The organism is Streptomyces sp. M41(2017), assembly GCF_002078175.1.
Lineage (GTDB): Bacteria > Actinomycetota > Actinomycetes > Streptomycetales > Streptomycetaceae > Streptomyces.
This window is the reverse complement of the sequence record NZ_MWFK01000002.1, coordinates 154,530-179,437: the sequence shown is the minus strand read 5'-3', so window position 1 is coordinate 179,437 and position 24,908 is coordinate 154,530. Positions and strand designations below refer to the sequence as shown.

Annotated in this window: 32 protein-coding genes and 1 pseudogene; 20 read left to right on the top strand and 13 right to left on the bottom strand. The window is 67.6% G+C overall.

The window, feature by feature from the left end:
* Positions 1-141: 141 nt before the first annotated feature.
* Both B0675_RS26430 and B0675_RS26425 read right to left on the bottom strand, forming a co-directional pair.
* On the bottom strand, positions 142-609 hold the full coding sequence (locus tag B0675_RS26430) for a phosphatase PAP2 family protein (RefSeq protein ID WP_347110004.1): 468 nt from the start codon (positions 607-609) through the stop codon (positions 142-144).
* A gap of 159 nt (positions 610-768) precedes the next feature.
* Positions 769-1,824, bottom strand: a complete 1,056-nt coding sequence (locus tag B0675_RS26425) for a YihY/virulence factor BrkB family protein (RefSeq protein WP_081222133.1) — start codon at positions 1,822-1,824, stop codon at positions 769-771.
* A 338-nt stretch (positions 1,825-2,162) separates the two neighbouring features.
* Here B0675_RS26425 and B0675_RS42160 point away from each other — a divergent pair, with 338 nt between their 5' ends.
* The 3 genes from B0675_RS42160 (at position 2,163) to B0675_RS26415 (ending at position 3,844) form a co-directional block, all read left to right on the top strand.
* Entirely contained in the window at positions 2,163-2,648 is a 486-nt protein-coding gene (locus tag B0675_RS42160) for a hypothetical protein (protein WP_241539996.1), read from the top strand.
* Positions 2,649-3,069: 421 nt separating this feature from the next.
* Positions 3,070-3,246, top strand: coding sequence for a hypothetical protein (locus B0675_RS41505; protein WP_179165437.1), 177 nt, complete (start codon positions 3,070-3,072; stop codon positions 3,244-3,246).
* Positions 3,247-3,424: 178 nt separating this feature from the next.
* A complete protein-coding gene (locus B0675_RS26415) occupies positions 3,425-3,844 on the top strand; it encodes a DUF6234 family protein (protein ID WP_081222132.1) in 420 nt (139 codons plus the stop codon).
* 18 nt (positions 3,845-3,862) lie between these two features.
* On the opposite strand, the gene B0675_RS42595 is transcribed toward B0675_RS26415, so the two are convergent.
* From B0675_RS42595 to B0675_RS42150, 4 genes are all read right to left on the bottom strand, one after another.
* Positions 3,863-4,351, bottom strand: coding sequence for an ANTAR domain-containing protein (locus B0675_RS42595; RefSeq protein ID WP_347110000.1), 489 nt, complete (start codon positions 4,349-4,351; stop codon positions 3,863-3,865).
* A 769-nt stretch (positions 4,352-5,120) separates the two neighbouring features.
* On the bottom strand, positions 5,121-5,396 hold the full coding sequence (locus tag B0675_RS26405) for a hypothetical protein (RefSeq protein ID WP_081222130.1): 276 nt from the start codon (positions 5,394-5,396) through the stop codon (positions 5,121-5,123).
* A gap of 520 nt (positions 5,397-5,916) precedes the next feature.
* The gene (locus B0675_RS26400) at positions 5,917-6,747 is read right to left on the bottom strand and encodes a pentapeptide repeat-containing protein (protein ID WP_241539995.1); all 831 of its coding nucleotides are present in this window, start codon (positions 6,745-6,747) and stop codon (positions 5,917-5,919) included.
* 11 nt (positions 6,748-6,758) lie between these two features.
* Positions 6,759-6,956, bottom strand: a complete 198-nt coding sequence (locus B0675_RS42150) for a hypothetical protein (protein ID WP_241539994.1) — start codon at positions 6,954-6,956, stop codon at positions 6,759-6,761.
* Between the two features lie 409 nt (positions 6,957-7,365).
* On the opposite strand from B0675_RS42150, the gene B0675_RS26395 reads away from it, so the two are divergent.
* The 5 genes from B0675_RS26395 to B0675_RS41495 all read left to right on the top strand — a co-directional run bounded on the left by B0675_RS26395 (position 7,366) and on the right by B0675_RS41495 (position 11,405).
* Positions 7,366-8,055 carry a DUF6082 family protein gene (locus tag B0675_RS26395; RefSeq protein WP_143661112.1) on the top strand — a complete coding sequence of 230 codons (690 nt, stop codon included), beginning with the start codon at positions 7,366-7,368 and terminating at the stop codon, positions 8,053-8,055.
* Positions 8,056-8,161: 106 nt separating this feature from the next.
* A complete protein-coding gene (locus B0675_RS41500) occupies positions 8,162-8,332 on the top strand; it encodes a hypothetical protein (protein WP_179165436.1) in 171 nt (56 codons plus the stop codon).
* A gap of 276 nt (positions 8,333-8,608) precedes the next feature.
* Positions 8,609-9,052, top strand: a complete 444-nt coding sequence (mscL, locus tag B0675_RS26390; RefSeq protein ID WP_081222128.1) for a large conductance mechanosensitive channel protein MscL — start codon at positions 8,609-8,611, stop codon at positions 9,050-9,052.
* Positions 9,053-10,814: 1,762 nt separating this feature from the next.
* Positions 10,815-11,159 carry an ANTAR domain-containing protein gene (locus tag B0675_RS26380; RefSeq protein WP_081222126.1) on the top strand — a complete coding sequence of 115 codons (345 nt, stop codon included), beginning with the start codon at positions 10,815-10,817 and terminating at the stop codon, positions 11,157-11,159.
* Positions 11,160-11,261: 102 nt separating this feature from the next.
* A complete protein-coding gene (locus B0675_RS41495; RefSeq protein ID WP_179165435.1) occupies positions 11,262-11,405 on the top strand; it encodes a hypothetical protein in 144 nt (47 codons plus the stop codon).
* 17 nt (positions 11,406-11,422) lie between these two features.
* On the opposite strand, the gene B0675_RS26375 is transcribed toward B0675_RS41495, so the two are convergent.
* Both B0675_RS26375 and B0675_RS26370 read right to left on the bottom strand, forming a co-directional pair.
* Entirely contained in the window at positions 11,423-12,256 is an 834-nt protein-coding gene (locus tag B0675_RS26375) for an RNA polymerase sigma factor SigF (RefSeq protein WP_081222125.1), read from the bottom strand.
* Positions 12,257-12,485: 229 nt separating this feature from the next.
* Positions 12,486-12,647: a hydrophobic protein gene (locus B0675_RS26370; protein ID WP_081222124.1), complete on the bottom strand. Its 162-nt coding sequence runs from the start codon at positions 12,645-12,647 to the stop codon at positions 12,486-12,488.
* A 238-nt stretch (positions 12,648-12,885) separates the two neighbouring features.
* Here B0675_RS26370 and B0675_RS26365 point away from each other — a divergent pair, with 238 nt between their 5' ends.
* A complete protein-coding gene (locus B0675_RS26365) occupies positions 12,886-13,113 on the top strand; it encodes a hypothetical protein (protein WP_143661111.1) in 228 nt (75 codons plus the stop codon).
* A gap of 126 nt (positions 13,114-13,239) precedes the next feature.
* Here the strand turns inward: B0675_RS26365 and B0675_RS26360 are convergent, their stop codons facing one another.
* Positions 13,240-14,001, bottom strand: coding sequence for a ZIP family zinc transporter (locus tag B0675_RS26360; RefSeq protein WP_081222122.1), 762 nt, complete (start codon positions 13,999-14,001; stop codon positions 13,240-13,242).
* Positions 14,002-14,191: 190 nt separating this feature from the next.
* Here B0675_RS26360 and B0675_RS26355 point away from each other — a divergent pair, with 190 nt between their 5' ends.
* The gene (locus B0675_RS26355; protein ID WP_081222121.1) at positions 14,192-15,079 is read left to right on the top strand and encodes a PRC and DUF2382 domain-containing protein; all 888 of its coding nucleotides are present in this window, start codon (positions 14,192-14,194) and stop codon (positions 15,077-15,079) included.
* A gap of 90 nt (positions 15,080-15,169) precedes the next feature.
* On the opposite strand, the gene B0675_RS26350 is transcribed toward B0675_RS26355, so the two are convergent.
* The gene (locus tag B0675_RS26350) at positions 15,170-15,601 is read right to left on the bottom strand and encodes a hypothetical protein (RefSeq protein ID WP_081222120.1); all 432 of its coding nucleotides are present in this window, start codon (positions 15,599-15,601) and stop codon (positions 15,170-15,172) included.
* Positions 15,598-16,041 (bottom strand): phage holin family protein, encoded by a 444-nt coding sequence (locus B0675_RS42145; protein ID WP_277625256.1) that lies wholly within the window; start codon positions 16,039-16,041, stop codon positions 15,598-15,600. The genes B0675_RS26350 and B0675_RS42145 overlap by 4 nt, the downstream gene beginning before the upstream one ends.
* A 955-nt stretch (positions 16,042-16,996) precedes the next feature.
* On the opposite strand from B0675_RS42145, the gene B0675_RS26335 reads away from it, so the two are divergent.
* Both B0675_RS26335 and B0675_RS26330 read left to right on the top strand, forming a co-directional pair.
* Complete coding sequence (locus B0675_RS26335) at positions 16,997-17,755, top strand: SigB/SigF/SigG family RNA polymerase sigma factor (protein WP_241540091.1); 759 nt, start codon at positions 16,997-16,999, stop codon at positions 17,753-17,755.
* Positions 17,756-18,095: 340 nt separating this feature from the next.
* Complete coding sequence (locus B0675_RS26330; protein ID WP_081222116.1) at positions 18,096-18,542, top strand: hypothetical protein; 447 nt, start codon at positions 18,096-18,098, stop codon at positions 18,540-18,542.
* Positions 18,543-19,174: 632 nt separating this feature from the next.
* Here B0675_RS26330 and B0675_RS26325 read toward each other — a convergent pair.
* Positions 19,175-19,648, bottom strand: coding sequence for a hemerythrin domain-containing protein (locus tag B0675_RS26325; protein ID WP_081223887.1), 474 nt, complete (start codon positions 19,646-19,648; stop codon positions 19,175-19,177).
* A 239-nt stretch (positions 19,649-19,887) separates the two neighbouring features.
* Between B0675_RS26325 and B0675_RS26320 the strand changes: the two genes are divergently transcribed.
* The 4 genes and pseudogenes from B0675_RS26320 to B0675_RS26305 all read left to right on the top strand — a co-directional run bounded on the left by B0675_RS26320 (position 19,888) and on the right by B0675_RS26305 (position 22,321).
* A complete protein-coding gene (locus tag B0675_RS26320) occupies positions 19,888-20,157 on the top strand; it encodes a GlsB/YeaQ/YmgE family stress response membrane protein (protein WP_081222115.1) in 270 nt (89 codons plus the stop codon).
* A gap of 263 nt (positions 20,158-20,420) precedes the next feature.
* Positions 20,421-21,062 carry a hypothetical protein gene (locus B0675_RS26315; protein WP_206602740.1) on the top strand — a complete coding sequence of 214 codons (642 nt, stop codon included), beginning with the start codon at positions 20,421-20,423 and terminating at the stop codon, positions 21,060-21,062.
* A 202-nt stretch (positions 21,063-21,264) separates the two neighbouring features.
* Positions 21,265-21,591: a plasmid stabilization protein gene (locus tag B0675_RS26310; RefSeq protein ID WP_081222113.1), complete on the top strand. Its 327-nt coding sequence runs from the start codon at positions 21,265-21,267 to the stop codon at positions 21,589-21,591.
* Positions 21,592-21,723: 132 nt separating this feature from the next.
* Positions 21,724-22,321 (top strand): annotated as a pseudogene (locus B0675_RS26305) (NAD(P)H-dependent oxidoreductase).
* On the opposite strand, the gene B0675_RS42135 reads toward B0675_RS26305, so the two are convergent.
* Entirely contained in the window at positions 22,306-22,560 is a 255-nt protein-coding gene (locus B0675_RS42135; protein ID WP_081222112.1) for a hypothetical protein, read from the bottom strand. The pseudogene B0675_RS26305 and the gene B0675_RS42135 sit on opposite strands and share 16 nt — an antisense overlap.
* A 100-nt stretch (positions 22,561-22,660) precedes the next feature.
* Here B0675_RS42135 and B0675_RS26295 point away from each other — a divergent pair, with 100 nt between their 5' ends.
* Genes B0675_RS26295 through B0675_RS26280 form a run of 4 tightly spaced genes read left to right on the top strand, consistent with a single transcriptional unit; the run spans position 22,661 to position 24,526 of the window.
* The gene (locus tag B0675_RS26295) at positions 22,661-23,515 is read left to right on the top strand and encodes an STAS domain-containing protein (protein ID WP_081222111.1); all 855 of its coding nucleotides are present in this window, start codon (positions 22,661-22,663) and stop codon (positions 23,513-23,515) included.
* Complete coding sequence (locus B0675_RS26290; RefSeq protein WP_081222110.1) at positions 23,512-23,922, top strand: STAS domain-containing protein; 411 nt, start codon at positions 23,512-23,514, stop codon at positions 23,920-23,922. Before B0675_RS26295 ends, B0675_RS26290 begins: the two co-directional genes overlap by 4 nt.
* The gene (locus B0675_RS26285) at positions 23,919-24,332 is read left to right on the top strand and encodes an anti-sigma regulatory factor (RefSeq protein WP_081222109.1); all 414 of its coding nucleotides are present in this window, start codon (positions 23,919-23,921) and stop codon (positions 24,330-24,332) included. The genes B0675_RS26290 and B0675_RS26285 overlap by 4 nt, the downstream gene beginning before the upstream one ends.
* Positions 24,320-24,526, top strand: a complete 207-nt coding sequence (locus tag B0675_RS26280; RefSeq protein WP_143661110.1) for an anti-sigma regulatory factor — start codon at positions 24,320-24,322, stop codon at positions 24,524-24,526. The genes B0675_RS26285 and B0675_RS26280 overlap by 13 nt, the downstream gene beginning before the upstream one ends.
* The last annotated feature ends 382 nt before the right edge of the window (positions 24,527-24,908 follow it).

Here is a 24,908-nt window from a genome sequence, read left to right as displayed (position 1 = left end):
CGCCGTTCGTGTGAGGGCCTGAGTTGGGGCTGTGCGGTTGTGTACTCGACATGCGATCACTTCCGGCGATGGTCTCTGATCAAGGGGCCGCATCAGGGCGGCTCATTTCTGGTGCGATGCGAGTACCCCCTTCGTGGCCCTTCACGGACCCGACAGGGCTGCTGTCAGCCTGGGCGGCAGCAGGCGCGGCGCCCGGCGGGTGAGCCATGCGCTCCCCAGACCGATCACGGCGCCGGCCGCGACGTCGGGGTAATGGGCTCCCGACTGGACACGCTCGAGGGCCAGGAGAGCTGCTGGTACGGAGCAGAGTGCAGCAGCCACGGGCCAGGTGGGAGCGACAGCGGCGGTGAAGGCCACGCCGGCCGCGGTATGGCCCGAGGGAAACGAGGAGGAGTCGGGCCGGTCATCGACCTCGTCGTGCTCGATCCACTCTTTGGGTGGCCGGGACCGGTCCCCCAACTGCTTGCCCACACCGTTGGAGACCAGCTGCGCCACCGCGAGCGCCGTCAGGCCCGACACCGCGCACCTACGCCCTCGCCCTGCACCGAACGCCGCCATGAGCCCGGCCGCGCCGATCCACAGTTTGCTGCTCTCGGCGGTCTCCTCCACCGCCGACAGGACTCGACCGACCAGACGAGGGGTCCGGTTTGCCGCCCACTGTGTGACCCGCCGGTCCGCCCCGCGAACATCTGTCATCACATCCATGAGCAGCGGATGTCCCCGAGCCCGCTCTCGACGCCCAGCCGCTTTTGGCACCAGAATCCGCGGTCATTCATCGCCGTCCTCCAGGCGGCGCAGGTCGTCCTCGTCCCATTTCCGGGTGTCGCGCGGCTGGGTGTAGGGCTCTGCCTGCGGCGGATAGCCGCCTGCGATGGCCCGCTGGCGCACGGCTTCCGCGTCGAACTCCAGGCCCAGGAGGATGGCCAGGTTGCTGATCCACAGCCACACCAGGAAAACGACGACGCCGGCCATCGTCCCGTACGTCTTGTTGTAGGAGGCGAAGTTGGCCACGTAGAACGCGAACCCGGCAGAGGCGATCATCCAGATCAGCAGGGCGAGGAAACTGCCTGGCGTGATCCACTTGAAGCCCTTCGTCTTCGCGTTCGGGCACGCCCAATACAGGATCGCGATCATGATCGTGACCAGCACGACCAGGACCGGCCACTTGGCGATCGACCAGGCAGTCAGAGCGCTGTCCCCGATCCCCAGAGCGGTGCCTGCCTGGCGGGCGATGCCGCCGGTGAAGACCACGATGAGCGCGCTGACGACGGCCAGCACCATCAGGACGACGGTCACCCCCACCCGCACCGGCAGAATCTTCCAGACCGGGCGGCCCTCGGGCATGTCGTAGACGGCGTTGGCGGCGCGGATGAACGCCGCGACGTAACCGGACGCGGACCAGACGGCAACGACCAGCCCGACGATGGCGACGAGGGAGCCGATGCCGGCGTTGCCCTGCAGCTGTTCCACGGCTCGGGTCAGAATGTCGCGAGCCGGCCCGGGGGCGAGTTGCTTGAGGTTGTCCAGAACCTTGTCCGTGGTCGACTTTCCGGTGATGCCCAGCAGGGAAACCAAAGCGAGCAGAGCCGGGAAGAGCGCGAGCACCCCGTAGTACGTCAGGGCTGCCGCCCGGTCGGTCAGCTCATCCTTCTTGAACTCCCGCAGGCTCCCGGACAACACTTTTCCCCATGCATGTCGGGGCAGCTCCGTCGGTGTGTCCGGGGCTCTGTCCTCCACCTCGTTCCCGGGGCCGGCTTCATCCGGCGCAGGAATGTGGTCGACACCATCTGTGTCTTTTTCTGATGAATGTCCAGAGTCGGCCATGGGCGCCGAGTACCCCTTTTCCCTCGCCTGACCAGAAGGTGCCACGGCAGCAGGCGCATTCGCCGGTCTCGCGGCGAACCGCTGATTGCGGCCCCGCCTGCTCAGCGAGGACGACGACACGGGGACGGCCGTCAAGGACCTCGTCGGCCCACTCCTGACGCTGACGGTCCTGCTCCTGGCGTTCGTCCTGGTCACCGCGAACGGCTCCTACGGCAAGGCCGAAGTCTCCTCCCGCGGCGAGGCCCGCGCCCTGGACCAGCTCGTCGAGACCGCCGAATACGCCCCCGACACTGAGCGGGCCCACATCCAGGCCCGACGCGGTCTGCTACGCCCGCGCCGTGCGCCTCCAGGAATGGCCGACCATGCCCGACGGCAACGGCTCGAGGGCGCCGAGCGTGTGGTCCACCGACTTCCGCCAGACCTTCCGCCCGCTGGAGGGCAAGCCGGTCTTCGGCATGCTGATCGCCGCCGACAACAAACGCTCCGACGAACGAGAGGAACGCCTCACCCAGGCGAGCGCGAGCATCCCCAGCGCGATCTTCTGGTTCCTGCTCGCCACGCTGTTCGTCACCGTGGTCGCGCTGGGGATCTGCCTGCCGCGCAAGAACAACCGCGGCCAGCTGATCACCCTGATCGTGATCACCGCGCTGCTGACAACGATGCTGGTCATCATCCGCGACGTCGACCGCCCCTTCGGCGGCATCATCAACGTGTCACCCACCGCGATCAGCGAGGTCGAACGCCAGGCACACCGCGACTTCGTCGCCCACCACCCGGCCGTTGGGATCCCCTGTGGCGCGAGGGGCACCCGCCGCGCCATCTGACGTCCCCCGAGGGCGACCTGCGCCCGAGACGAGGCACCGCTGTGCCCGTCATGTCTGCGCTTGGGGAGGCGGCCCGGTCATCGGAATCGGGGTGGACCTACCGGGCCGCCGTCCAGCGTGCCTCTTCGTGATCATGACCGCGATGCCGTGGCGTCATCCGGGTGGGATCTTCCGGTCAAACACTGACCCGGCTGGGAGCAGACGGCGGTCTCGGGCTCCAGCGCCGCCGCAATGGCGAGGTGATGGTGCATCCAGCGAAGCGAGGTTCCCCTCCACGACATCCAGAGCTATGATCCCCCCATCATTTGAACGCGTTCAAAAAATGGGGGGATCATGTCCGGGCGAAGCGTCAGGGAGAACACCGGGTACCGGGGCCCAGGACCCGGCTGCAACTGCTGCGTCATAGCGGGGGTGTGACGCCGTGGGTGCGGGCCTTGTACTGCTCGTCTTTCCTGTCGGGCTCTACTTCGCGCTGGCGCTGCTGCTCTGCACCAAGCTGGCCGAACGCACTACCCGGGCAGTCACCTGGATGTTCGCCACGACGCTGCTCGGCCTTCCTGGCGGCCTCATAGTCGCCTGGTGGGTGACGGGAGGATGACGCACCGGGTTCCTAGGAGTGTTGCTCGCGCCCCGGTGCACAGCACGGACACGGGCGATTGCCTGGCGCGCGGCACGTAAGTGCATCTGCCGAAACGGGCCGGGCTCAACCAACCACCCCACCAGCCCCGCCGGGGTCAACAGATCGCATCTTGCCCTCGGAACATCGAAGGTGATGGATGACCAAACAGGACCATGCTTCGCAGACCTTCCCGGACTCCTTCCCGCGACGCGACGGGTTCGCTGGCGGCTGCATAGGGCTCATCGCCTTGCTCATCGAAATCCCCATTGGCCTCCTGCTGGGACTGGCGGTGGCGCTCCGTGGGTGGGGCGACACGCAAGCGCGAACCGCGGCGCCCACAGTGGACTGGGCTCCCATCGTGTGGTGCGGCGGGTTCACGCTCGCCGTGCTGCTGATCGCCGGGCTCTCCCTGTACATGGGCCACCCGTTCGCAGGTGTGCTCCAACTCCTGCTGGCAGCCGTAGCGCTGGCCATCACGCTCGCCGTTTGGCACGACCAGCAGGCACAACAGCACCGTGCCTCGGTAACCACCGTGCAGCCGGCACGCCAAGTCTCCCCGCCCCGACGCGCCCCGTGACCGGGCGTGTGCCAGCCATCAACATTCAGTGGCACGTGGGCGGCAGGACGCGATGGCCGCCTGCGACAGGCACTCGCGGTGCCTCATCGGTCCTCCCTCCTGGCAGCAGCTGCAGGGCGGGGGGCAAACTCGCACAGTGCCAGGGGACTTCCAGGAGGGGGGCCACGAACCGGCCCTCTTTGCATCGTCCTCCCCGCCCGCCAGAATCGCGGCCCGGTTCCGCCGCCGGTAGGTCAAGTCGTGGAGAGGAGTGGGAGGGGAGTGGAGGGCGAGTTGGCGTTCCAGCTCGGTGCGGATGTCTTCGGTGAGGTTGCCGGTGCGGGCCCAGTCGACGAGTAGTTCCGCGACGTGGCGGAGTTTGATGTTCGTGTTCTGGGAGCGGGCTCGCAGGACGTTCCAGCCCTGGTCGGGAGTCAGTCTCACTACGGCGAAGAGGACGCCGATGGCCTGGTCGATGATGGCGTGGGAGTGGACCACCTGCTGGAGCTGGGCGATCTCTTCCCGCACGTGGGCCACGTGATGCTGCACGGCTTCGGACGCAGCGGGGGGTTTGGGCTTGTTCCGTTGGTGTGGACGGACACGGCTGCTACCTCCGTGGGTGCACCTTCGCGCTGTGCTCGGCCGGGATGGCTCCTGCTCTTCCCCTGCCCGGTCTCTGCACCGGCATGAGGGCGGCGGGAAGTGCCGGCAAGGTCACACGGCCCCGCTCGGGGCGGTGCCGTGACGCGCACCGGAGGACCCGAGATCCGAAACGGGCCCCCCGGTGCGCGCCTCGTCGTGCGCGCTACTCGCCTTTCACCGGGCCTGCCGCGTCGACGTAGAGACGCGGCAGGCCCATGACGGAAGGCCGAAGCGGGGCAGGCCACCCACTCTCCAGGATGGCGGAGGACGCCGTCTGCCGCACGCCCGCCCGCACGCCTTCGCCCGTCGACAGGAGCTGCCGCGCCGCCACAGCGGGCGGCTGCTCTGGGAATAGTCCGGGCAGCTTTCGAACGCCGAACGCTGCGGTCCTTGAGGGGCGTGCCAGGAAGGTTGGGAGGTGGCCTGCATTAGTCCAGCTCAGTAGCCAGCGGCCGTGTGGGCGGAGGATCAGGTTGCGCTGATGAACCGCCACGGCTTCCAGACGAGGGCCATCGTCCTCTGCACGACGACCCCAGGCCCGTCCGACGCCCCGCCTCCTCGTCTCAGTCGAGCCACGACGAGCGCCGGCCTCCGCTGACCGGCACCTACCGACCGCGCAGCCCGACGAAGCGTTCTCGGCGACTACAGGCGGCGGTCAGCGGCCCTGCAACGCCTTGGCGGCCTCGACCATGTCGCCGACCGTTCTGACATCTTTCTCCTGGCTGTCGTTGAAGCTGATGTTCAGCCTCTCGCCCACTTCGCGAAGCACCTTCCTTTTGACGGACTCGTCTGTCTGGAGGTCTTCCTCGAACCGGATGCTTTCGGTGAGTTCCACGCGTACGTCGCAGACGGTGTGGATGGCGCTGTAGACGTTGACCTTCACTTCATCGACCTCGAGGGCACTGGGGTCGAAACCGCCGGGATCGTTCATGCGGGTTCCCTTCGTCGAACTCAACGGTGGGCCGGGACCAACGGAGAGCGTGACGCACGCCCCGCGTCCCGCAATGCAGCTGATCACGGCTGGACGACAGTGCTGGCGAGCCACGCGCACCGGATGCGCCGACGGAACGTGCACGGTCGTTGCTTCGCCAATATCGCGCCCCTCCGCCCGACTGTTCGGCCTGCCCGCGGTCGACGAGGCCCGGGGAGTTGCTGCACGGGCCGCCAGTTCACACCTCGACGTTGTCAAACAATCCGGGGCCGGAGGACCACCACGCGAGCGGAGGTCACTCCCACGTGTCGATGTTCGCCACATAGGCGCAGGTCAGCCACGGCGCGAGCCCGCCACGTCGTCAGGCTTCCTCGTCACCGGCAAGTTCCGTCGGACAGGCGACAGAGGACCAGTGCCCCAGGTGTCTGGTCTACCGACTGCTTCTGTCGGGAGTCGACCGCGAGGTCGCTGCCGGTAGGGGCCGGTCAGGGTGTTGAGCGCAGTGGTGGTGCCTGCCAGGTCATCCCTGGTGGCTGGAGCAGGGGTGAGGGTTCGGGGCCGGGATCTTCGGTGTAGATAACCCGGTGGCGGTGTGGTCGAAGCCGGCGGGCCAGCGGGTGTGCTCGCTGGCCAGGGCTCCGGTCAAGCGTGTTCCGGCAAGATCGGCGCTGCGCAGGTCGGTGCCGCGCAGATCGGCCAGTCGAAGGTCGGCGCGGTGGAAGAGGGCACCTCGAGCGTCGGCCTTGCGCAGGTTCGCCTCGCGCAGGTCGCTCTCGGTGAAGTCGGCGTCGCGCAGATCGCATTCGACGAGCTTCGCGCCTCGCAGGTCGGCCAGGATGCACCGCGCTCGGCGGAGGATCGCGGTCGTGAGGTCGGCGTGCCGCAGGTTCACCGAGACCAGGGAAGCCTGAGTCAGCCTCGCGTGGTAGAGGCCCGCCGCTTCCATGCAGGCACGGTCCAAGTTGACCTCGGGGAACCACAGCCCGTCGCAGTCTGCCCGACGCAAGTCGGTGTTGCTGAGATTGACCCAGGACTGCTCACGCTGCTGGCACAGCACGCCGAGCGCGGTCAACGCCACCTGCGCATCCGCGGCCCGGGTCTCCAGGGGGGCGATGTCGTTGATGGGCACATCAGCCGCCGGTGCTTGGATGCCGGCGGGCGGCCAGGGCAGGTGGGTGCGCAGATACGCGGCCTGGATGGAGATGATCGCCTCGCGGTCGCGGGCCGACTGCTCCGCGATCCGCCACAACGCGTGCAGCCCGCCGATGCGCACATCCAGCTTGTCGCTGCCGAGCTGGTCCACGGCCCGGCTGAAGCGGTCGGTGACGTAGCCCTCCTGGGTGGCGCGCAAACCGTCCTGGCTTACACGCAGTTGACGCCACGTGGCGTACGCGCCGAGAGAACGACCAGGCCGCCGATCACCTGAAGCAACGTCGTGCGGACATCGTTGACCGCCTTCAGCCGGTCCGGCGCGGTCACGTGCGCCCCGGAAAGATCGTGGTCGACCACCACACCCGGGAGGACGACAAACACCGCGCCCAGGATGGCCAGCCCTGCCAACCCGGCCAGGAGCGCCAGAGCTGGACGATGCCTGCTGGGCCTGTCCCCCGATGGCCGCTGTCTGCGGTCCTCTTCCCCCGTCCCCATGAGCACGGGAGCCTAGGCGCCGCTCAGCAGACGATCAAGAGCGCCATTGTCTCGCCCCGTTCTGCCCCCTCTGACCCATGAATCCGAAGGGGAAGCCAACCGGCAGCCGTTTCAGGGAGGTCCTGGTCACCGCTGTGGAGTACGAGTTCGCAGAGAGCTAAGCCGACGACGGTGACTTTGTGCACGCGGGCGATGTCGAAGCATGACGGCTGCACGTAGGCTGCCACGTGGCTCGGCCTAGTCACTGGGGCAGGCTCGCCTGAGGGCGATCTACCTGATAGCTCGTCATCGGTCCGTGGCAGCACCATCGGTGGCGCGTCGGATGAGCAGAGCTCTGGGGCTGCTCGCCGCTGCGGCGGCTGTGCTCGCAGTCCTGCTGTTGTCGCCTTTGCTGCTGGAGACGGTCTCCGGCTCCAAGACGGTGGACTGGAACAGGCTGAGTCAGATCGGCGCGGCCTACGGCTTCCCATCGGCGGTCGTCTCCGCGCTCGCGCTAGCCGGCGTCGCCGGATCTCTCCTGGTACAGAACCGGCAGGCCAGGGCAGAGCAGGTCCAGGGGATCCGCAACTACTACCTCGAGCTCGTCCGCCTGGAACTCGACGGCATGGCGCTCTACCAGCCCGTCTGGGGCGACACGGACATCGCCGATCCCCACGCGCAGAAACGGCACGTCTATGCCGACCTCATGATGAACTACGCGTGGATGGGCTACGAGATCGGAACCATCCGCGAGCCTCTCCTGCGGGACATGCTGGCCGGGATGTTCACCGGAGAGGCCGGGCGGCACTACTGGAGCAGGTCCCACACCTCCTGGACCGCCAGCTCATCGGGCAGCCGTGTCGGCCGGCGCTTCCTGGCCATCGTGGGCGAGGAACATGCTCGCGCTGTCGCCGCCGGACCACCAACACCCGCGACTACGGCCCCGCGACCGTCTGCCGTACCTGGCGGAGGAACCATGCCTGAGCAGCCGACGCCACAGATGGCCCCGAGCGGAACAAGAAACCGGTCATAAAAAATAAAACTCTCATACCGGTCATCCGGCGGGGGGTTCTGCTCCGGATGCCTGGTGACACTCACGAGGCGGCAGAGCGTCGCCTTCCCTTCGAGGAGGAGTCTCGATGAGAGCACTTTCTCGCGTTCAGCGACTGATGGCCGGTGCTGCGGCGACCGGTCTGCTGGCCGGCGGTGCGGCCCTGGGCATGGCGGGTACGGCGTCGGCGTCGGCGCCCGTCACCGTGCCTGCGGCTGTGGCCGGCCAGCATGACCATGGCGACGGCTACTGGAGCTGACCCCTCCCTAACCACTGCTCTACTTCTTTCGCCCGCCGGAGGCCAGTGCCGGCGGGCGAAAGGCTGCCGCGTCGATCTTCCTGTCCGGTGTCTTCACTCTCATCGCCGGCCCAGCAGCAGTGGGCAGGGGTGGCACCACCGAACACCCCCTCCTTGACGGAGCGGGGCCAGCGGGGGGCATGGGCTAGGCAGGCCAGGGAACTAGGGGTGACGAATGTAGGACGGGCTGCGCGCTTGTGGCGCCCTCGAAGTCAGTGGCCTGCAAGGAGTGAAAAGGTGAAGGGCTTCCGCAGCTTCATTCTGCGTGGCAACGTGGTCGACCTGGCCGTGGGCATCGTCATCGGCGCAGCGTTCACCGCCGTCGTCAACGGTTTCGTCAGCGCCTTTCTGACACCGCTCGTGGGAGTGGCAACCGGGGCCACCGGCGACATGAGCCACAAGACCTTCACCGCGGGCGGCACCAAGTTCCCTTACGGGGCCTTCATCAACGCGGCAATCAGCTTTCTCCTCCTCGCCAGCGCGCTGTACTTTCTCGTGGTGCTTCCGATCAACAAGCTGCACGACCGCTTCGCCCCGAAGAACGACGTCCAGGCCCCCAAACGGGACTGCCCGGAGTGCCTCAGCCCCGTCCCCGTTCAGGCCCGCCGCTGCGCCTCCTGCACCGTCCCGCTGCCCGCAACGCCCGCACAGGCCGGGGAGACGACCCAGCGCGTCGGATGACGGATCTCCCCCCTACAGGACGGGTCTCCGGCGCCTCACCGTTCGCAGGCCGGCCGGGCGCCGGAACGGGTGACAGCCCCCTGTGCAACGACACCGGCCGCGACGGGACACCACCGCCCGCGGGCAGCGTCAGATACGGCCTTGGTCTGTGGCGCGCAAGACCAACAGCGCCCAGAACCGCACGACCGTCCCGTGCGGCGGAAACGGATAGTCACGGTCTGGCCCGCCGTATGTGCTGGTGCTTTCCAGCTGCCAGCCCAGCGCTTCCACACCCTCGATCACCGATGACAGCAGCTGCTCACCTGCTCGGTCGGGAGAGTAGGGGTTGCTGAGCGGCACACTCGCGCTGAACACCCGCCGGCCCAGGCTCCGGTGGGCGGCGGTCGTGATCGTGTCCAGCCACTCACCTGTGCTCGCCCAACTCTGCGTTGTCGCATCCCGCGATTCGTCACCACAGCTCTCGTGAGCCCTGACGGGTGGTCCGACTCTGCCAGAGCGCGGTCAGAGCCGGACCGCCTTCGACGCTACCGACGGCTGCCTGCACGTGCGTGGAGGCCCGAGCAATTCCCACTGAACACCTGCTCGGGCCCTCACGTTTCGCGCTTGGCGCGCGATGCCCGCCATCGACGTCTGCGCTTCGCCATGTCCACAGGCGTCCGAGCGGGCCAGAGGCGGTCAGGACGTCGGCCGACCGTCCTCACGTTCCATCGTGCTCCTGGCTGGCGGGCACCGCGACCGCTCGTCGTCCCGGTGAGCAGACTGAGCGCATCAGCGGGACGCAGACTCGGGGCGCTTGGGTGAACCCGTCGTTGGCGCGGTGGCGGGTCTGTGCGCTGTCCTGTGCAACGAGCTTGCCACCGGTCGCCGATGCGGATCCCAGTGTCATGGCGTGTGCCGGAAGCCATGTGGGGCCGTGTTCGGGGTGTGGGCGCAAGACGCACAAGTACGGGCCCGGCGGCCTGCCTCTGTGTACGTACTGCTTCGGGCCGCAGCAGGAGCGGTGGGGCAAGACGGTCCGGTTCAAAACCACCCGGGCCGCCTTCCCGCACGGGACCCGGCTGCAGGCGCTGGCGTGATGCTGAACGGTCTGGCCCGCCCCGAGCGGGGCGGGCCAGCCGTTGTGTTCCCGCCGTAGCCGCCCGGCGGGAACGCCCTGAACCCCACATGTCCAGGGTTTCTCCCTGCGGCCCCCTCGGCCGCACTGCCCTGAGTAACCGAACTTCTGCTGACAAAACTCGACTTCTGGCCTGGAGGCCGATTGCCGTCAGGCCATCCCCGTTCCGGCACGGTGCGGTGTCCGGCAGGCTACTGTCGCTTCAGACGGCTGCCGCGATCCCGCAGTCGTATAGGCCACCCGCTGTCCCGAGTCCCCGGCCCGGGTGGCTGCCTTGCGCAACAGATGTGGCCGCCGGCGACAACTGAGACGGCTACGACGTCGGTGTAGGACCGCCCGCCGGTGTCTGCCGTGATGGGAGTCGGCAGGCACCGCGGACGGAGTGAGACGGCCGGAAGCGGCGGGCCGTCCCCTGTTCAGGGAGACTCTTCCCTGCCGGCGACGCACACGGGGCAGTCCTCGGGCACTGTCAATGAGCGGGGGAGCCGGTCTTCTTGCGTCCGGCCCGCCCCTGCTGATGCAGCAGGCCTAGGGCGCGAACCCTTGCAGCGCGGAGGGCGTGGCGCAAAATCAGCGGCCTCACCTCGTAAAACAGGGGCATCCGGTCCTCAGGGAGTCTTTTCCCTCTGGTCGTCAAGAGGACGCCTCATGTCAGATTCCGACGAGCACGTAAACGCCGCCGACGCCGGTGGTGAGCGGGCGGTGAAGCTGGCGCGTCTGAGGGTGGAGAACGCGCAGCTTTTGCAGGCGTATGCCTCTCACGTGGTCATAGACCAGGCCGTCGGCGTGCTCATCGCCTTGCAGAGACTGTCCGCCAACGAGGGCTGGTTGATTCTGTTGGACGTCTCGCAGCACACCAACATCAAGCTGCGCCTGGTCGCTGAGACGATCGTCGGCTGGACGCAGGGCCGCCCCATACCCGAGCCTGTCTGCGGGGCGCTCGATGCGGCTCTGCGCCGGAACCGCAACGCTCTCTTCCGGCAGGCGGCGTAGGGAGATCTCTGCCGCCCGCTCAGAGGACCAACTCAACTGTAGGGCCCGTCTGTTTGCTCCTCGTCGGGGCATACGGGCTGTATACCGACAGGGGAGGATTCCATGAGCGAGAGTGCGCAGGCGGGTAGGTCGCATCCGATACCCAGGGACCGGCCGGACCAACAGGCGAGCGGGCCGGACCCGCTCGACATCGAGACGATGGTCCGCCACGCCCGCCAGGAGCAGGACGTCGTCTGCGCCGGCTGACCTCCGGGCCCGAGCGTTCACTCGGTGGTGAGCATGCCCTCGCGAAGGCGGTCCAGGGTGCGCTTAATCAGGCGGGAGATGTGCATCTGGGAGATGCCGAGGCGTTCGCCGATCTGGGCTTGGGTGAGTTCGTCGACGAACCGCATGTGCAGGATGCAGCGCTCGCGTTCGCCGAGTTCGGCGATCATCGGGGCGAGGGCCTGGAAGTCCTCGACGAGTTCCAGGGCGTGGTCCTCGGTGCCGATGAAATCGGCGAACGCAGTCTCCCCGTCGTCACTGGTGCTGATGGCCGCGTCGAGGGATGAGGAGACGTAGCCGTTGGAGGCGATGCGCGCTTCGGTGACCTGCTCCTCGCTCAGGTTCATCAGCTGAGCGAGCTCTGAGACGGTGGGGGTGCGCCCGAGCCTGGTCCGCAGTTCCTCGTTCGCTTTGGCGAGTTCGACGCGGGCTTCCTGCAGGCGCCGGGGGACGTGCACAGCCCAGCTGGTGTCGCGGAAGAAGCGCTTAATCTCGCCAACGATGTAGGGGACGGCGAAGGAGGTGAACTCGACTTCGCGACTCAGGTCGAAGCGGTCGATGGCCTTGATGAGGCCGATCGTGCCGACCTGGACGACGTCTTCCATCTCACCGGAGCCGCGGTTGCGGAACCGGGACGCGGCGAACTTGACCAGGGACACGTTCATTTCAATGAGCGTGTTGCGCGCGTACTGGTACTCGCGGGTCCCCTCTTCGAGAACGGCCAGCTGGTCCAGGAAGAGCCGCGTGAGCTCGCGGGCGTTCTTCGGTGAGACGGCAGAGGGGTCTGCTATCTCCGGCAGTGGCTGAATCGCCTGCGCCGTCGCTGCCGTCATCGTTGTCGTGGTCGCCGTCACGGCGAGCCCCTCCCAGTTGTCCGACCCCCGTCGGTGCCGGCTGAATAGACCGACCTCGCCCGTCTACCCCTGATTCGGTGCAGCATGCACTGATGGAGCCGATGAGCGCGCCAATCACCAGTTGACCGCATCTCGAAGCTGGTGCGCGGAGCAGCTCCCCCTTATCGACTGGAAGTCGGTCTTCCGAGAGAAGGCCGGCAAGGCCCGGTTACCAGCGGTACCAGCGGCCGTTGCCGTTCTTGGGCCGGGCGATGAAACCGATCAGCCACACCACCAGGACGGCGATCGCGATCCACCACAGAATCTTGAGGGCGAAGCCGGCCCCGAACAGAACCAGCACCAGGAGAAGCACGAGCAGCAGAGGAATCATCGACGTCCACCCTTTCACTTTCTATACGATGATCGTACTAATACTGTAAATGTGGTACAAGAGGTGCAAATCGTGCTGCCCTGGTGCTGTTGGCTGAACTGAGTGACGGTTCCCCTAGGTGCCAGTGCGCCCGGCATTGCGCTCGGGAGGCCGGGTATCCGCACAGCAGTCCTGTCGGCGGTTGCCGTGAGGGGGCCTTACTTGCTGACTCGCGGCCTCCGAGAGCGGGGTGCTGGTCTTGACGGTTCAGGATTCCACTGAGCCGGGAGAGCTGGCCGACCTCAGCTGTGACTTCGTCCACGTGTACGCGCCGGCCCCCGCCGTCGTGGTGCTTCCGGCGCGAGCGAGCCCGGCCGTCGTCAGCGCGCTGAGGCACGCCCACCAGATGCGCCACGACCTCGACGTGCTGCTGCCGGTCGTCACTCCGAGCGCTCCTGTCCGCCGCATCCTGCACTCGCGCCCCTGACTGCGGCGCCGAACTCGTCGTCCACGCCCACACTGACACCGCCATCGCCGCGGCGATGGTGGCGGGGAGGTAACGGCCGCCGCTCCGGCGAAGCGGGCACACCCTCCCGCCTGGGCCTGCTGTGGGTCAGGTGTGGGAGAGCGCGAAGGAGACGAGGAAGCCGCTAACGATGATCAGTCCGATGGCCAGGTGGGCGTCGTCGAACGCTTCGGGGATCATCGTGTCGGCGATCATGGAGAGGATCGCGCCTGCCGCCACGGCGGTGACGGTGGCGATCACGGCGGGGGAGAAGGAGCCGATCACGGTGTAGCCAAGGACGGCCGAGGCGGTGCTGGCCGCGGCGATCGCAGCCCATACACCGAACACGTAGCCCTTGGTGCGGCCCGCCTTCTTCATGCCCGCCGAACTGGACAGCCCTTCAGGGACGTTGCTGATGAACACCGCGGCAACCGTCACCAGGCTGACGGCGCCCCCATTGAGCAAACTGACACCGATGACCGCGGACTCCGGCAACCCGTCGAGCAGCGCCCCCAACGCCAGCGCCGTGCCTGAGCCGCCCTGCTCGCCTTCCGAGGGCTGGGACTCGGTCTGGGCTGCGCCGGAGCGTTTGCGGTGCCGGGCGCCGCGGCGGGCGAGCCAGATGTTCCCGCCGGTGTAGGCGAATGCCCCCAGCAGGGTGCCGACCACGGCAGGAGCGAGACCGGCTTGGTCGTAGGCTTCGCCGACCAGCTCGAAGGACACGGCCGAGATGAGGACGCCGGCGCCGAAGGCCATGATGCTGGCGATCACCTTCTGCGGCACCCGCAACCCGTACCCGAGCACCGCCCCGACCAGCAGTGCCGAGCCGGCCACCAGCCCCCACAGACCCGCCTGAACCGCTTCCGTCATGCCACACCCTCTACCCCCATTCGGGTGAAGATCAACAGGAGTGCGCCGTGCGAGGGAAGCACGGAACCACGCGGCGACAGCTTTCCCCGACCGTCACAGCAAGAGGAGGCCGGTTACATCCCATTTGTCTGGTTACTCGGGACCGTGAACCCGTATGCGACCGCACTCCAGGAGCAGCAGGAGGGTAAAGATGATCACCCGAGCGCAGATCCCGACCGTGCTGGACCACCCGGTCTACGACGCGGACGGCAGCAAGGTCGGCGACGCGAAGCATGTCTTCTTCGACGACGCGAGCGGCCAGCCCGAGTGGGTCACCGTCAAAACGGGCCTGTTCGGCACCAACGAGTCGTTCGTCCCCATGCGGGGCGCCCACATGGTCGAGGACCACCTCGAGGTCACCGTCTCCAAGGACCGCATCAAGGACGCCCCCAACGTCGACGTCGACAGCGGCGGCCACCTCTCGGAGGACGAAGAGCACCGCCTGTACGAGCACTACGGCATCGCCTGGGACGAGGCCTGGCAGCAGGCCAACGACCCCGATCAGGCCGGCTGGGCCAGCCCGGGCGAGGACCTCCCCGGCAACACCGAAGCCGAGGCCGCAGCCGTCGGCGGCACGACCGCGGGCAGAACTTCCGGCCGCACCGGCGACGAGACGATGAACCGTCTCGGAGACGAGGCGGTGACGCGTTCAGGCGATGAGTCGATGACGCGCTCGGAAGAAGAGATGCACGTCGGCGTGGAACGCCAGGAAGTCGGCCGCGCCCGGCTGCGCAAATACGTGGTCACCGAGGAGCAGCAGCAGACCATACCGGTGCGCCGCGAAGAGGTACGCGTGGTGCGTGAACCGGTCACCAGCGCCGACCTGGACGATGCCCTGACCGGCCCCGAGATCACCGAGGCAGAACACGAAGTGACCCTGCATGCGGAGCGGCCCGTCGTGGAGACCCGGACCGAACCCGTGGAGCGAGTGCGCCTGAGCACCGAAGAGGTGACGGAGGAAGAGACCGTCACCGGCACGGTGCGCAAGGAGCGCATCGAGACCGACTTCGAGACCGATGAGGACAACCGCCGTCCCTGACGGTGGTGCGCCGCGGCCTTGGACGCCCTGCCGGCGAACGGCGGGGGGGTCCAAGGCAGCTCGGCGCACGCGACGCGCACGCTCGCGTGATCAGCTCCTCCTACTGTGGGCGGCCACCCACAGCACCGCGGCCCCTGAAGCGGTGATGAGCACCGCCCGATTGTTTTTGGCCCGCTGTGCGTAGAGAGCCGTCTTCTGCTTCACGGAAGCGGGGGCCCTCTGCTCCCACATCTCCCGGGCTTTGACACCCGTGGACCGGGCGTACCCGGCTGCCTGGGCGGTCCTGTACTTGACCGAGTCGGGCAGCTTGTCCTGACCCTTGGCGGCCTGAGCCTTCAGCTCGGCGGCCTTGCGCAGAGCCTGGTCCTTCAACGCTGCGCCCTTTTGCCGGGCGCCGGTCTTGCCGTCGCTCTCGTGCGCGAGGTCCTGGACGCCGAGTTCGTGGCGGGTGTGCTCGATCTGTTCGCGCAGCTCGGCCGGAGAGGGGACGGGGGCACTCTGCTCGCTGGGGGAATGGGTCATCGGTGTGCGCTCCTCTTGATTTCGGCCACGTCGGCCTTGACGTTGTCGATCGTGGTTTCCGGGACGGGAGGGGAGGCCTTGCTGATCTGCTTCTTGCCGGCGAGAGCCAACACTGCGGCGATGACGCCGAGGGCGGCGGTGACGATGAGGGCCGCGGCCCAGACGGGCAGGGGGACAGCGAGGGCGGCAATCACAGTGGCGACCAGTGCCTGCAGCATGAGGAAGCCAGTCACCGACGCGCCGCCGAACAGGCCACCGCTCTTGCCGTAGCGCCTGCCCTTTTCCTTCATCTCCGCCTGCGCCAGCCGCATTTCACCGCGCACCAGCTCTGTCAGTTGCTGCGAGGCCTGCTGGACCAGCGCACCTACCGGTTCATGCCTCAGGTCATCCGTACTCGAACGCGGGCCTGAGAGCGGGTCGTTCGGCTGTGTACTCGACACGCGATCACCTCCGGCAGGGGGTCTCTGTTCGAAGGGCCGTTGCATGGGCGCCCTCCTTGGGTGAAGCGCGTGTACCCCCTTCGGGGCGGTTCACGAAGCCAGCAGGGCCGCCTTCAACAAAGGGGATAACAGGCGCGGCGCCCGGCGGGCGGGCCATGCACTGCCCAGACCGATCAGAGCGCCGGCCGCGACGTCGCTGGGGTAGTGAGCTCCCGACTGAACGCGCTCGAGGGCCAGTCGGGAGCAACAGCGGCGGTGCAAGCAAGCGACGGCGGCCGCCGTGTGACCGTAGGGAAACGAGGAGTACTCGGCACGGTCCTCGACTTCCGGGCCGGAGCGGAGGTCACCGGGCTGGCCGTGCAGGGGCCGCTGGCCCGCTCCGTGCGCGACGCGGCGGCCCTGCTCGACGTCATCGCGGGACTCATGCCCGATCCATTCCTTGTGCGCCCGGGCCCAGTCCACGAGTTGCTGCCCACCCCGTTGGACACCCCCTGCGCCACGGCGGGCGCCGCCAGCCCGGACAGAGCCGCTCGACGTCCCCCTAACCGACTGGTCCCGGACATCACCGCTGCTGCACCCAACCACAGCTTGCGCCCACAGCTGGATCATGCGCCGGCATCTCCTGTGCGAGGCCGTGCAGAAATGCGGGCGCGGGCATCCCGGGCGAAGATCGTGTCGTGTTCACACGGCACGGCGCGGAACGCGTCGCGTTTGCCGTCGAAGACGCGGGACACACGGTGTTCGTGCTTCGGACCGTAGGCGCGCGCTCCGCGGGATTCGTCCTGCTGACGGCCGCCTCAGACCCGGCGGCCAGGCGATGCTCCGCGCAGCGATCCCGGGATCCTTCCCCGGCCGGTCCTGCCCTTGGGCCGGCACGGGCTGACCACAGCACCCAGGAGCGATACGCATGGACTCTGCGACGACCATCCCCTGCGCCCCACCACCAGCCGCCAAGATGCACGAGCACGAGCGCCCCGCGGCCTCCGACGCGCTGTTCACCCATCTTGTGGGCCTGGAACCGGGCCGGGAGCGGCAAACAGTCCGTGCGGAGCTGGTGCAGGTCTGGCTGCCGATGGCACACCGGGTCGCCAGCCGCTTCCGTGACCGCGGCGAAGACATCGACGACCTGCGCCAGGTCGCCGCGCTAGGCCTGGTCAAAGCCATCGACCGCTTCGACCCCACCCAGGGCGCTTTCGAGAGCTACGCCATCCCCACGATCACGGGGGAGCTGAAACGTCACTTCCGGGACCGCACCTGGGCCGTCCACGTCCCACGCCGCATCCAGGAACTGCGCACCAAGGTCCGCACCGCCCGGCACGAACTTTACGAGCGCCCCGGCAGCCACGAGCCCACCCCCACCGACATCGCCGCCCACACCGGCCTGACGCTCGAAGACGTCACCGCGGGGCTCGCGGCGCTGGACAGCTACGCCGCCATGTCCCTGGACATGGAACTCGACCGGGCCGGCGACGGATACAGCCTCCGCGACACCCTCGGCGCCACAGATCGGGCCTTCGATACCACCGTCGACCGCGAAGCCGCCAAACAGGGGCTGCGGCGGCTCCCCGAACGTGAACGAGCCATCCTCTACCTGCGCTTCTTCGAAGACATGACGCAAAGCAGCATCGCCGAACGCTTCGGGATCTCCCAGATGCAGGTCTGCCGCCTGATCAAACACAGCTGCGCACGCGTACGCGAAGAGGCCTTGGCGTAACGGCAGCCCCCAGGGGTACAGCGAGCGGGGACCTGTCCCCGTTTTCCCGGCGCGTTGCCGCAAACGTCTGGTGCATCCCCACGATGATGGAGCGGTCACGTCGCCTGCCGTCATGGACTCGGCGCAGGAGACGCTCTGTCGCTGTGGTCAGCTCCGACAGGGCTGGGCGGCCGTCTCCCGGTGCTGGGAGACGGCCGCCGTCAGCATGTCGAGGGGCAGGCCGGCCCCAGGGATCCAGACGACCGTCGCACGTCTGATATCAGACAGGGCTGTTCAGAAGCTGCCCGGGTCGCAGGGCCCCCGCATAGGATGCCGCAGGCGTTCGATATGGGGGGGCGGTATGTCGGCGGAGGCTGTGGGTGCGTTCGTTGCGGCATTGGCTTTTGGGGTCAACGCGTGGTCGACGCTCTATCTCGCGCGTCAGACGAAGTCCGCTGCGCAGCAGACCCACGTAGCCGTCGAGCAGGCCCGGGTAAGCAACGTCGTTGCCGCAGCGTCAGCGAACGACACGGTGCTGCGGTCGCTGCGCGAGGTCCATATCCTCATGCTGGGACGGCAGGGGGCACGGGAGTTCTTCTACGGCGGCCGCCCACTGCCGCAATCCGGTAGTGAGCGTGAAAATCTTCTGACCCTCGCCGAACTCCTCGCCGATGTTTTGAGCAGCGGCGTTCACGTGCACCAGCGCGTGCCGGACAGCGAAAGCGCCGGCCCGTGGGCGGACTATTGCCGACACACCGTGGAGAACAGTCCGGTCTTGCGCCACCTGCTTCGGGAGCACCCCTCGTGATGGCCGCATCTGCTGTCCGTCCTGCCCGACCACGCCCTTGGCGGGGCGGGGACGCCTGGTGGGGTGCCCGCCCCCAGCGCAGCACCTGGCAGCAGCGCAAATGCTTGATAGCAGAGCGCTGCGCTGGGGGTGAGGCGCTTGGTAGGACCGGCCTTGCGCTTAAGGTCCGTTGCTGGCAGCGCGGTTGCCGGCATTCTGGGTCGATTCCAGCACCATTACACCCTCCGGCCCGGGTCAGTGATCCGAGCGGAGCTCCGGGTAGCCCAGAGCCGTGTCCCTCGGGTCACCAGAAACGTGCCTGACTGCAAGCCCTTCGTGAGGCCAGCGTCTCTGCGGTGCATCACGTGTGACGCATCTGCGCCGCACGACGCTGTAAGAAGTGCGGACATGGCCCCTCGGTCGTCGGCGGCCGGGGGACCACCCGCCATACCGTCCAGCGGACCCGCCGCGCCAGCCCGGCGCCTGCTGAGAACGGGCACGGTTTCCCGCCCCCCATTCGCACTCGACACTCTGAACGGCCGAAACGCGCGACTGCCGGTCCGCTGCACAGTCAGCTTACCGAGCGGGGAAACCACACCCCCAGCACTGGCGACTCCCGCAACCGGCAGCCAGATGATCCCGCGTCGCGCGCTCTACGCCTTGGCACTGGGGATGGCGAGCGGGTCGCTCGGGGCGTTCTTCTTGGCCGCTTCCATCTGATCGCCGACTTCCGAGAGGCGATTGCGGCCCATGGCCTTGCGGACCTCCGGGAACCACTCCTTTTCCTCTTCCTCGACATGGTGGCGGACGTTCTCGATGAGGACGGTCATCTTCGCGTCGAACCGTTCGTCGGCCGCGTCGAGGTCCTTGAGCTCGGAGAGCATCCACAGCACCACGTGGTGTTCCTCGACGCTCTCAAGGACGTGGTCCTTGGTGTCGGGGTCGGCTTCCCTGGAGGCGGGGTAAAAGATCTTCTCCTCGATGAAGGTGTGGGTGGTGAGCTCTTCGATCACCTTGTCCACGATCTTCCGCTTCTCGGCGTGAGCGTTCTCCCCGGCCTTCTCGAACTGCTTGAACAGCTTCTCCACCGTCTTGTGGTCTTCCTTGAGCAGCACGATCCCGTCCACGACAACCTCCACCTCGCCCGTCCCAGGGGCCTCCTGCCGACCCGGGACAGACTCAGTACCCCGAAAAGGCCCCTATTCAGCAGCCCTCTGACAGTCTTTGGCCCCAAGGCGTGAAGCGGCTGCGCTGCTCTCTTCCTCACGGCAGACCAGAGACGCCAGCAAGGGGTTTAGGCGCGGGGAGACGGAACATCAGGTTGTCCTGACAGAGCCTTTATCCGACCTGGTAGGAGACACACGTCATGGGCGTCATCGCCTGGATACTCATTGGTCTGCTTGCGGGCATCATCGCCAAGGCGCTCATGCCGGGCAAGGACCCGGGCGGCATCATCATCACGATGCTCATCGGTATCGCGGGAGGTCTCCTCGGCGGCTGGCTCGGCAAGGTCATCTTCGGCGTCGACTCCATCGACGGCTTCTTCGACCTCTCCACCTGGATCGCCGCCATTATCGGCTCGCTCATCCTGCTGGCCCTGTACCGGGTCTTCACCGGCAACCGCCGCCACGCCTGACCCCACTCACCGGTTCCCAGCACGACGGCTTCGCCCCCAGGTGGCGAAGCCGTCGTGATCTTTCCGCTAGCTGTCCGGTTTCGTGTCGCCATCCACTTACCGGGGATCATGAGGCACCGTCAGTCACCGGCGGAACGCCCCGCAGCCCAGCCAGCCGAGCCCGCAACAGGCGGCGAGAGGACCAGAGCATGTCGCAGAGCCGCGCGCGGTCTCGGGCCCGCCATCCACGGCATGAACGGCGTGGGGAGGCCCGGCTGCCGGGAGTGATCGCAACCCTCACAGCGATCACCCTCTACCTGGCATTGCCGCAGCAACTGCTCATCGCGCCCCGCTACGTCCTGCCGTCGCTGGAGATCGTGCTGCTAATCCCGCTCATCGCGATCAACCCCCGACGGCTGACCCGCCAGACCAGGATGTTCCGCATCCTGTCGCTGACGCTCGTCGCGATCATCGCCGTCAGCAACCTGGTGGCCCTCGGCATGCTGATCAACGAGTTGGTCCACGCACAGGTGAAGGACGGCCGTGGTCTGCTGGTGGCCGCTCTGCAGGTGTGGCTGACGAACATCATCGTGTTCGGTCTGGCGTTCTGGGAGCTGGACCGCGGCGGCCCCGTCTGCCGCACCCAGGCACTGCGTTCCGAACTCCCGCTGGCGGACTTCCGTTTCTCCCAGGACGAGAACGATGACGCCATCGAGGAGGTCGCCGACGGCGCCAGCGGATCCTCCGACTGGGTTCCCACGCTGGTCGACTACCTCTACGTGTCCGTCACGAACTCGACCGCCTTCAGCCCCACCGACACGATGCCCCTCTCCTCCCGCGCGAAGATCATGATGAGCATCGAGAGCATCTCCGCTCTCCTCACCTCGCTCCTCGTGATCGCCCGCGCGGTGAGCATCCTGCACTGACAACTGCCCGTACTGCGCCCACAACCCTCATGGAACGTCGTCGTTCCGATGGGTGTTCTGGTGTCGCGACAGCGGCTGCCCTCGTGTGCAGTGGAAGGTGCATTCGCCTCCCGCGTGACGACGCCTGCGACGGGAACGCGAAGTGCCGGGAGCGGATCACTTCGGTTCGCCCGCGGCCCCTCGAGACGATTGGAGCAATCTCATGCCGGCAGGTTCGAGTCCCAAGCGTGAGCGGCAGTACGAGCACATCAAGGAAGGCGCCGAAAAGCGGGGCACGCCCACGGGACGCGCCAAGGAGATCGCGGCGCGGACGGTGAACAAGGAGCGCGCCCGGTCCGGGGAGGCGAAGACCGCGAGCAAGACCTCCACCCGCGACAAGAAATCCGCCTCCCAGCGAGGCGGCGAGCGCTCCCACAGCGGCGCCCAAGGGCCCACTCGCGACCAGCTGTACGAAGAGGCCAAAAAGAAGAACGTCGAGGGCCGCTCCTCGATGAACAAGGAACAGCTGCGAAAAGCAGTCGGACGCTGACAGCCCCTGCTCACCCCCGTACGCCCAGAAGTCCCGGACCGGAAGGCCCTTAACTTCCGGTCCTTCGGGCACTCACATGCCAGGCCGGTACCACCGCCGTGCCGACGCCCCCGTCCCTGAGGAGTTCATCTCGTGCGTGCCCTGTCCCTTGTCTGCACTCTCAACGCCTCACCGACTCCATCGAGCAGCCAGCTGCTCGCCGAGCAGGTCATGGCGAAGTTCCGCGACCTGGGGGTGGAGGGCGAGCTGGTGCGGGTCGCGGACTTCGACGTCCGGCCGGGTGTCGAGGTGGACATGGGCGGCGGGGACCAGTGGCCCGAACTACGCCGCAAGGTGATGGAGGCGGACATCCTCCTCATCGCTACGCCGATCTGGCTCGGGCACGCCTCCAGCATCTGTCAGCGAGTGCTGGAGCGCCTGGATGCGGAACTGTCCGAGAGCGACGACGACGGCCGACTCCTGACCTACAACAAGGTGGCTGCCGTGGCCGTGGTCGGAAACGAGGACGGCGCCCACAAGGTGAGCGCAGACCTGTTCCAGGCACTCAACGACGTCGGCTTCTCCCTCGCACCCGGCGCGGTCACCTACTGGGTCGGCGAAGCCCAGCAGGGCACCGACTACCAGGACCTGCCGACCACCCCCGACTCGGTGACCTCCACCACGCACCCTGGCCGTCAACACCCTCCACCTGGCACGCCAGCTCGCCGACAACCCCTACCCGCCCAGCTGAACAAGGCCGCGGATCCCCGCTGCCGAACCGTTTCCTCCAAGCAAAATACGGAGAAAAGCATGAAGACCCAGAAAGAGCTCCCCGACGGCGAGCAGCACCCCAAGACCGCTGCGGGAGAGGTACTTCGTGAGGTCACGGATGCCGAAACTCGACACGTCGAAAAGCGCGACCATGACCGCGAAGCGGCAGACGCCCTGACGCCGAACAAGGATGCCCAGGACGACGTCGAGCAGCCGCACCCCTGATCCTTCGCGGGCTCCTCCTCCGGCGCGGATGCGGTCACCCGAATGGCATAAAGTTCCGTGGAGGCCGTGTGGCCTCCTGGAATAGGGGTGTTCTGTGGCTGGTCCGGGAGTTGCTGATCGTCTGGTAGGTCTGCTGACGGTTCGGGGTGAGGATCTCGGCGCTGAATGGGCGGACAGGGTCACCGGTTCGCTGGGCGGGCGGGTGAGCCGTGCCGAGGTGCAGCGGGAGCTGCAGGAGATCTACACCGCGCTGGTGGCCGCGCTCGGCGCCGGCAGTCTCGACGGCCGCGGAGAGGCGTTCGGTGAGGTGCGGGCGCTGCTGACCGAGCTGTCTCGCAACCGCGCCCATCAGGGGTTCACTCCCACCGAGACCGCGGTAAGCGTGTTCGCGCTCAAGGAGGCCTTGGAGCCGGCCCTGTCGGGTAAGAACGGCGACCTGCAGGCGTACCTGAGGTTCGCCACCCTGCTGGACACTCTGGGTCTGTTCACGATCGAGGTCTACACGCGTACCCGGGAAGAGCTGATCTCGGCGCAGGCCGAGCAGCTGCTGGAGCTGTCCACGCCCGTGGTGAAGTTGTGGGACGGGGTGATCGGTGTTCCGCTGGTCGGCACCCTGGACTCGGCACGGACCATGGTCGTCATGGAGAAGATGCTCCAGGCGCTCATCGACACGGGATCCGAGCAGGCCATCATCGACATCACCGGTGTCCCTGCGGTGGACACCGAAGTCGCCCAGCACCTGCTGAGGACCGTGGTCGCGGCCCGCCTAATGGGCGCGGAATGCACCATCTCCGGCATCCGCCCGCAGATCGCGCAGACCATCGTGGCGCTGGGCATCAACTTCGGCGACATCGTCACCAAGGCCACCCTCGCCGACGCCCTGCGGCACGCCCTGCGCCGCTCTGGTGTCACCGTTGCCTCCTCCGCGCCGCAGGCCGGTGCCCGGTGACCGAGCGCGTGCCAGTCCTGCAGATCGGACAGGTCCTGCTGGTCTCCATCCAGACTGACCTCGACGACCAGTCGGTACTGCTGCTGCAGGACGACCTGGCCGCGAAGGTCGTCGAGTCGGGCGCCGACGGGGTGGTCATCGACATCAGTGCGGTCGACATCGTGGACTCCTTCGTAGGCCGCATGCTGTCGACCATCGCCTCCATCTCGCGTCTCCTCGACGCCGACACCGTGGTGGTAGGCATGCGCCCGGCGGTGGCCATCACCCTGGTCGAACTCGGCCTCTCGCTCGGCGGCGTGCGGACGGCACTGGACCTGGACAAGGGACTGCGCGTGCTGCAGCAGACCCGTGCCGAGCGGGCTGCGGGTGATGGTGGCGTCGCACCCGACGCTGCGGCAGGCCGGTGAACAGCGCCTCCAGTGGTGCGAAGACGCTGAAGATCACATCCAACGCCGGGGTCGTGGAGGCACGCCAGCTGGTTCGTGCCCTGACCTTGGAGTGCCGTCTGTCCCTGGTCGAGCAGACGAAACTGGTCACTGCGGCGAGTGAGCTGGCCCGCAACACCCTCATCCACGGCGGAGGCGGCACCATGACCGCGGCCCTGGTGGACGAACGCGGTCGCCGCGGGGTACGTCTGGCTTTTCAGGACACTGGGCCCGGCATCCCCGACGTGGACTTGGCGCTGACCGACGGCTGGACCTCCGGGGCCGGCATGGGCCTGGGGCTGTCCGGCTCCAAGCGGCTGGTTGACGACTTCACCCTGGAGACCGTTCCAGGGCAGGGGACCACGGTGACCATCACCATGTGGAAGCGATGACGGCCACGGGCTGGGCGCCGCTGCTGGACTGTGAAGACCTGGCCTGGTTCTGCGACCAGCCGGAAGCGGCCCGCGGTACTGCCGCTGCCCTGGGCCGGCGCATCGGCCTGGGGGAGCAGCGCACCTCCGAACTCGTCCTGGCGGTGGCCGATCTCCGGCGTGACCGTCACGGCCCAGGGGTCGACCGAGGATAGCGGCGGGACGGCGGGACGGCTGCTGTTCCGCGAGAGCTGCTCGCCACGGAGACGGTAGAGCGTGCTGCCACGACGTGCCGCAACCGCCACCGGCGGCCGGTGCAGCGCCATGAGGTGATCGGGGCGAGTAGCTGTGGGCGCGCAGGGCCGGTGCCGTACCGCGCGTTTTCGCTGGCCATCCCCGCTTGCAGAGGTGGTGCCATGGGTGAGGGCCCGAACCATGCGAACACGGACCGGGCCCTCTCGCGCGAGGGCGTTGCGCGATGTCGCCCAACGTCGTCTACCACCGGCAGGCACGCTGAGCGTGGAGGGCGGCCGGGTGGTCGGGCACAGACCGCCCCTCCTCGCATCGTCCTCCTCACCCGCCAGAATCGCGACCGGG

What these genes read in the sequence shown, in the direction of transcription:
- B0675_RS26425 (WP_081222133.1), bottom strand. Translation starts at nt 1,824, where the DNA reads ATGGCCGACTCTGGACATTCATCAGAAAAAGACACAGATGGTGTCGAC.
- B0675_RS26415 (WP_081222132.1), top strand. Translation starts at nt 3,425, where the DNA reads ATGACCAAACAGGACCATGCTTCGCAGACCTTCCCGGACTCCTTCCCG.
- B0675_RS26405 (WP_081222130.1), bottom strand. Translation starts at nt 5,396, where the DNA reads ATGAACGATCCCGGCGGTTTCGACCCCAGTGCCCTCGAGGTCGATGAA.
- B0675_RS26395 (WP_143661112.1), top strand. Translation starts at nt 7,366, where the DNA reads ATGAGCAGAGCTCTGGGGCTGCTCGCCGCTGCGGCGGCTGTGCTCGCA.
- B0675_RS41500 (WP_179165436.1), top strand. Translation starts at nt 8,162, where the DNA reads ATGAGAGCACTTTCTCGCGTTCAGCGACTGATGGCCGGTGCTGCGGCG.
- B0675_RS26380 (WP_081222126.1), top strand. Translation starts at nt 10,815, where the DNA reads ATGTCAGATTCCGACGAGCACGTAAACGCCGCCGACGCCGGTGGTGAG.
- B0675_RS41495 (WP_179165435.1), top strand. Translation starts at nt 11,262, where the DNA reads ATGAGCGAGAGTGCGCAGGCGGGTAGGTCGCATCCGATACCCAGGGAC.
- B0675_RS26375 (WP_081222125.1), bottom strand. Translation starts at nt 12,256, where the DNA reads ATGACGGCAGCGACGGCGCAGGCGATTCAGCCACTGCCGGAGATAGCA.
- B0675_RS26370 (WP_081222124.1), bottom strand. Translation starts at nt 12,647, where the DNA reads ATGATTCCTCTGCTGCTCGTGCTTCTCCTGGTGCTGGTTCTGTTCGGG.
- B0675_RS26360 (WP_081222122.1), bottom strand. Translation starts at nt 14,001, where the DNA reads ATGACGGAAGCGGTTCAGGCGGGTCTGTGGGGGCTGGTGGCCGGCTCG.
- B0675_RS26355 (WP_081222121.1), top strand. Translation starts at nt 14,192, where the DNA reads ATGATCACCCGAGCGCAGATCCCGACCGTGCTGGACCACCCGGTCTAC.
- B0675_RS26350 (WP_081222120.1), bottom strand. Translation starts at nt 15,601, where the DNA reads ATGACCCATTCCCCCAGCGAGCAGAGTGCCCCCGTCCCCTCTCCGGCC.
- B0675_RS26335 (WP_241540091.1), top strand. Translation starts at nt 16,997, where the DNA reads ATGCACGAGCACGAGCGCCCCGCGGCCTCCGACGCGCTGTTCACCCAT.
- B0675_RS26330 (WP_081222116.1), top strand. Translation starts at nt 18,096, where the DNA reads ATGTCGGCGGAGGCTGTGGGTGCGTTCGTTGCGGCATTGGCTTTTGGG.
- B0675_RS26320 (WP_081222115.1), top strand. Translation starts at nt 19,888, where the DNA reads ATGGGCGTCATCGCCTGGATACTCATTGGTCTGCTTGCGGGCATCATC.
- B0675_RS26310 (WP_081222113.1), top strand. Translation starts at nt 21,265, where the DNA reads ATGCCGGCAGGTTCGAGTCCCAAGCGTGAGCGGCAGTACGAGCACATC.